Origin of the sequence: Longimicrobium sp., assembly GCA_036389135.1 — a bacterium.
Taxonomy (GTDB): domain Bacteria; phylum Gemmatimonadota; class Gemmatimonadetes; order Longimicrobiales; family Longimicrobiaceae; genus Longimicrobium.
This window is the reverse complement of record DASVQP010000090.1, coordinates 1-1,549: the sequence shown is the minus strand read 5'-3', so window position 1 is coordinate 1,549 and position 1,549 is coordinate 1. Positions and strand designations below refer to the sequence as shown.

Here is a 1,549-nt window from a genome sequence, read left to right as displayed (position 1 = left end):
AGCCTGGCGGCGCCTGGAAGGGGCCGGTCACATCGACGAGCGCCGCGGCCATGCCCAGCAGCCGCGACTCATCCCACCGTTTGCCAACCAGCTGCACCCCAATCGGCAACCCTGCGCCGTCGCGGGCCACGGGCAGTGTGACGGCCGGATGCCCCGTGTAATTGAACAGGAAGCTGTGGGCGCTCACCAGCTCATACGGCGCGGCCGCGCCATCCACGTGGAGCGGCGCTCCTGGCGCACAGTGCGGAAACGCGGTGATCATCGACGCCGGGCACAGCAGGGCGTCCCACGTTGTAAAGAACTGCTCCCACGCGCGCAGCTCTTCGTCGCGCCAGTGGAGCGCTTCAAGATACGCCGCCAGACTCGTCGGGGCCTCGTGCGCGTCCACCTGGAACGCGCCCACGACCATCCTCAGCAACGCCCCCGCCCGGGCCAGCGTCGCCTGGATGTCCGCCGTGGGCAGCGGCGGCGCCGCCACGATCGCGCCCGCGCGCTGGAGACGCTCAGCCACGTCCGCGATCGCCTCGCGAATCGCTGCCGCAACGGGCACGCCGGGAAACGTTGGCGCATAGGCGATGCGCAGACCCGGCAGGGCGAGCGCGGGAACCTCGGGCGCAGGAACCGGCGGCACATCGGTATCGCAGCCGTCCGGCCCAGCGATGATCCGGTACAGCAGCCCGAGGTCTTCCACGGTGCGCGCCAGAGGCCCAATGCAGGACATGATGCGGACGCTCGGAACCGGCGGGAGACCGGGAATCAGGCCGGCCAGCGAGACGCGATGCTCGGTCGGCTTCAGCCCAAACACCCCGCAATAGGCCGCCGGAATGCGGATCGACCCGGACAGATCCGTCCCGATCTCAAAGGGGGTTATGCCGGCCGCGACGGCCGCGGCTGCGCCGCCGCTGGAGCCCCCGCACGTCCGGGCGATATCCCAAGGGTTCGCGGTGCGGCCAAAGATCGGATTCGTGGTTTGAACGTCCGCCAGCATCACGGGGACATTGGTTTTGCCCATGAGCACGCCGCCCGCCGCCGTGAGGCGCGCTGCGACCGTGCCATCGGCCTGCGGGACATGATCCAGGGGCGGGAAGCCGGTGGTCGTGCGCATGCCCGCGGTAGCATGGGCATCTTTCAGCGTAAAAGGTACGCCATGCAGCGGCCCCCACAGCTCACCGCGCCGCAGCGCCGCATCAGCTTCCTGCGCCCGAACAGCGGCGCGCTCAGCATCCAGCGTGATCACGGCGTTCAGCGTTGGATTGTGGCGCGCGATCTGCGCCAGATACGCCTGAAGCGCTTCGACGGCTGAGATCTGGCCGGTGCGAATGGCGGCGGCCAGGTCGGCGGTACTGGCGAAGACAAGATTATGCATAGACGCTCCTTGAAGGCGGATGTCCCGTCGTGCAACCCAACGTTGCGACGTGTCCCCACCTATGTAGCACGCCCATGTGACGCCGAGAGTCACAGTGCCGTCCGCCGAGCGGCTGTCCCGCAGCGGACCAATGAGGCAGGCGCGTGTCGCCCTGCATGCGGACTCTGAGGCGATGCGGACGCT

At 68.9% G+C, this 1,549-nt stretch carries 1 protein-coding gene; it reads right to left on the bottom strand.

Annotated features, from left to right (window positions below; translation table 11 throughout):
* Positions 1 to 1,366: amidase family protein (locus VF584_20315; protein ID HEX8212533.1), on the bottom strand; the 1,366-nt coding region annotated here is incomplete at its 3' end.
* Positions 1,367 to 1,549 lie beyond the last annotated feature (183 nt).